Source organism: Bacillus sp. CD3-5 (assembly GCF_006349665.1).
GTDB lineage: Bacteria > Bacillota > Bacilli > Bacillales > Bacillaceae_G > Bacillus_A > Bacillus_A paranthracis.
In genome coordinates this window covers 1-3859 of record NZ_VEPX01000033.1, presented here as the reverse complement: position 1 = coordinate 3859, position 3859 = coordinate 1, and the positions used below count along the sequence as shown (strand labels likewise).

Below are 3859 nucleotides of genomic sequence, written 5' to 3'. Positions count from 1 at the left end.
ACGTTTCACGTTGTTTGTTTCGTTCAGTTTTCAAAGAACTACTTGGTCGCTCATTTGCGACTTCCTTATGTTAACATTTTCATCTTTCAATGTCAACTAAGTTTTTCATTTCGTTTGTCGCTTTCGATGTTGTTGTCATCGGCGACTTGTTCTATATTACACCTCTAAGTAGCAATCGTCAATACCTTTTTATAAATATATTCAAGTTAATATTTTGACACTCTCTAACCTAGAGAAGAATCTATAAAAATTACATTACTAGAAAAGCAACTTCTACTTCTCTTTAATCTCCTCTTCCAAAATATATCCAAGTTATCTTAGCCCTATAGACTTAATTTATATGAAAGGTTTTACTTAGTGAAACAAACAATATTAATAAAGACTAATGTGTAATTAAAAAGTTATTCCCAAAATACCTCCTTGTTTATCACGCACCCCATTAGAAAGGATTAAAGATATACGTATTCTTATAACAAACAACGATACAGAAGTTCATAATAAACTTGTATACTATTCTAGTTATAGAGTTCCCCTTATATGAGGTAATCCTTGCTTATCTGTTTACTCATAAATATATACAAATATATTTACTAACTATCCTGCGTCACTGAAATATCCATCTTATATCTCTTTCATCTTTAGGCCTCATCCATTTCCATACAGCCTAGTGGTAATAGCCGTTATATCCTCTTAGCAGAAACTTAAGATATGCATACAAACTACATTCGAGGCCCGAACCGATTAATAGCATTTCTTTTTCAGCATATATACAGGATTAAAAATACGAGCCTCAATTGATCTAGTATACTCAACACACCGATAAGGAACAAGCGTTCTTTTGTTTGTATCACTTTTTATAACATTTAAGTATGTTTATCCTATACCTATGACATGTAATTTTATTATTCTTTTATATATCCTTCTTTTTAAAATACATATAGAATTACAAATTCACTTATTTCTAACTACAAGCTTAAAATTCCGATATAAACGAGCCTGAATTTCTAATCTAAGAAAAATCTAACTCTTACTTTGGGGACACAGCCACAATTATTTAACTTCCTTACTACAACTAAACTCCCTCGCAATAACCATAGCCAAAATAACTTTTACATTTAAGATAAAAGGTATATTCAATATTCCCGACTCCGCTGCTCTGAAGATGAATGTATCATATCTGTCACCGCATGATATAGATTTTCTGGATGTTCAGCAATCCGGTGACATAAATACAAATACCACTCTTTCCCATAAGTCAAATATACTCTAGCGTTATGTCCTTTGTTTTTCAAATTACTTAGCATATCCGGACGAATTCCATATAACATTTCTATCTCTACATTAGATTGACTAAAATATTGACGGTGTTCCATCTCTTTAATAAGAATTTCATCATGTGTAGCTATAGATACAGGGTGATTGTTTTCAATTAATTGTTCTACAATTTGAAGATACTGCTGATTTAAATCGGTTGATCTAGGCATAGCAATATCCGGAACTTCTTGATAGGCACCTTTTACAACTCGTATTTTCCCTGGATAATGTAGGAGTTCTTGAATATCCTTGTTCGAGCGATATAAATGTGCCTGAATTGTTATCCCTACGTTAGGATATTGCTCTGTTGTTTTTTTATAAATAGAAAGAATGTCCTCTGCCTTAGATGATTCTTCCATACTTATCATAAGGGTAGTTCCTTGTGCATTTGCCTTCTCTGCCAACTCCATTAAATGAATATAAGATATTTCTGGATCTATAGATAATCCAATATGCGATAAATCAAGTGATACTGTTTGTTTTATAGAAAGAGCACCCACGTCCCCAATAAGATTCAAAAACTCATTTTTTGCCTTATAACACTCCTTTATATCTAGCTTATTTTCCCCTATATACTCCAGTGAAGTATGATACCCTTTTGTAATTAGTTCTTTTGCCGTCACAATCCCCTCATGTCTCGTTTCTCCGGTGACAAAGCGTTTCGCAGCTTGTAACAATAACACATAGAGCTCCGTGGATTGTTGTACATAGGATTTTATATGTTCATTTCGTGCAATCGATTTAAATGCCTGAGCTACTTGAAATTCTTTCGTCATCACATTTTCATCTCCCTTAGAACTATTTGATCCAACTATAGCATGCTAAAATGGTTCGTATTAGTACCATTTTAGCCAAATTTTTATGGTACCAATTTTGATGAAGGGAGCATTTATATGCTTTGGATACCTATTGATCGATCGTTAGATATTAGTTTAATTCGACAGGTTTATTACCAAATACGTGAGCGAATATTAAATGGAGACCTACAGTCCGGAGAAAAGTTACCATCAACACGGGAATTATCTTCTGAGTTAAACGTATCTAGGAATGTAATTTTAGAAGCTTATGATCAATTATTTTCCGAAGGTTTTTTGGTCGCTCGACAGGGAGCAGGAACATTCATTGCTGAGGGGACTTATTTAGAACAACGTAAAAAATCAACTCTAATTGATTCTTTATCTTGGTGCGAAGAAATAAACAAAGACAGTAACATCATTAATTTTCGTTCAGGGATACCAGCATTAGACTTATTTCCACGCAAGAGATGGGCAAATTTGTCTCACACAATATGGCACGAAGCACCCCCTTCTACGTTTGGATACGATATTCCCGAAGGGCGTCCCGAATTAAGAAAGGCTTTATCACGCTATTTATTAAAAACAAGAGGAGTTTTTTGTCATCCAGAACAATTAGTGATTACTTCTGGTGCAACTCAAGCTTTAACACTTGTTTCTAAATTACTTTTATCAACGGGTGATGAAGTAATAATAGAAGATCCTATTACCAATGACATTCAAACAATTTTTAAAAATTCAGGAGCCTTCCTTTATCCTATACCAGTTGATGATAATGGGATGGATACATCTTTGCTACCTGTAAATAAAAATCCAAAATTTATCTTTATTACTCCTTCTCATCAGTTTCCTTTAGGTGGAACATTACCGATTCAACGACGGGTTCAATTGATTAACTACTCAAGAAAAACAAATTGCTACCTCATTGAAGATGATTATGACAGTGAATTTCGATATGAAGGCTCACCCGTAAGTTCATTACAGGGATTGGATCCCGAGCGTGTTATATATATAGGTTCATTTAGTAAAATTTTATCACCGGCCCTTAGGATGGGATACTTAGTTCTTCCCTCACACCTTATTGAAAAATGTCGCAAAGTAAAATGGTTTTCAGATCTACATACACCTTCTTTAAATCAGCTTGTTCTTGCTAAATTTATTACCGAAGATCATTTGGAACGGCATATTATGAAGATGAAAAAACTCTATAAAAATCGAAGAAACTTCCTTATCCAGCAATTAAAATTAGCATTCTCAAATAAGATCAATATTTTCGGCTATTCTACAGGATTACACTTGATTGTTGAATTCAATCAAGTTCAATTCACAAAAGAATTACTTGAGGAAATTCAACAACTCGAAGTAAAAGTATATCCCGTGGAAGACCACGCCATTAAAAAAGGAAAACATCATAATCAAATTATTATAGGGTACGGACATTTAACAACTGAAGAAATAAAAGAAGGGGTGAACAGGCTACAGAGGGCATTATCTTGTATATATTCTTGTTAACAAATAGACAGTTTAACCAACTTGACCATATTTTTCTGAAGGTACACTATTTACATGTGAAATCATAATTAAATCAAGGTGTTTCTTGTTAGATAAACGTACTTATAGAGGCGACATTAATTACAAGATTACTTCATTAAACACAAAAAAGACGAGTCATTTTGACTCGTCTTACAGTTGCTTGGCGACGTCCTACTCTCACAGGGACAAGGTCCCAACTACCATCGGCGCTAGAGAGC

General features: G+C 33.8%; 2 protein-coding genes. One reads left to right on the top strand and one right to left on the bottom strand.

Translation table 11 applies throughout. The annotated features are described in order from the left end of the window. Positions 1–1133 precede the first annotated feature (1133 nt). Positions 1134–2090 carry a proline dehydrogenase family protein gene (locus FH036_RS26835; RefSeq protein ID WP_014481544.1) on the bottom strand — a complete coding sequence of 319 codons (957 nt, stop codon included), beginning with the start codon at positions 2088–2090 and terminating at the stop codon, positions 1134–1136. Positions 2091–2207: 117 nt separating this feature from the next. Between FH036_RS26835 and pdxR the strand changes: the two genes are divergently transcribed. Beyond that, the gene (gene pdxR, locus FH036_RS26830) at positions 2208–3620 is read left to right on the top strand and encodes a MocR-like pyridoxine biosynthesis transcription factor PdxR (RefSeq protein ID WP_000964406.1); all 1413 of its coding nucleotides are present in this window, start codon (positions 2208–2210) and stop codon (positions 3618–3620) included. Positions 3621–3859 lie beyond the last annotated feature (239 nt).

Coding starts and splice junctions, on each gene's coding strand:
- FH036_RS26835 (WP_014481544.1), bottom strand. CDS start 2,090: ATGACGAAAGAATTTCAAGTAGCTCAGGCATTTAAATCGATTGCACGA.
- pdxR (WP_000964406.1), top strand. CDS start 2,208: ATGCTTTGGATACCTATTGATCGATCGTTAGATATTAGTTTAATTCGA.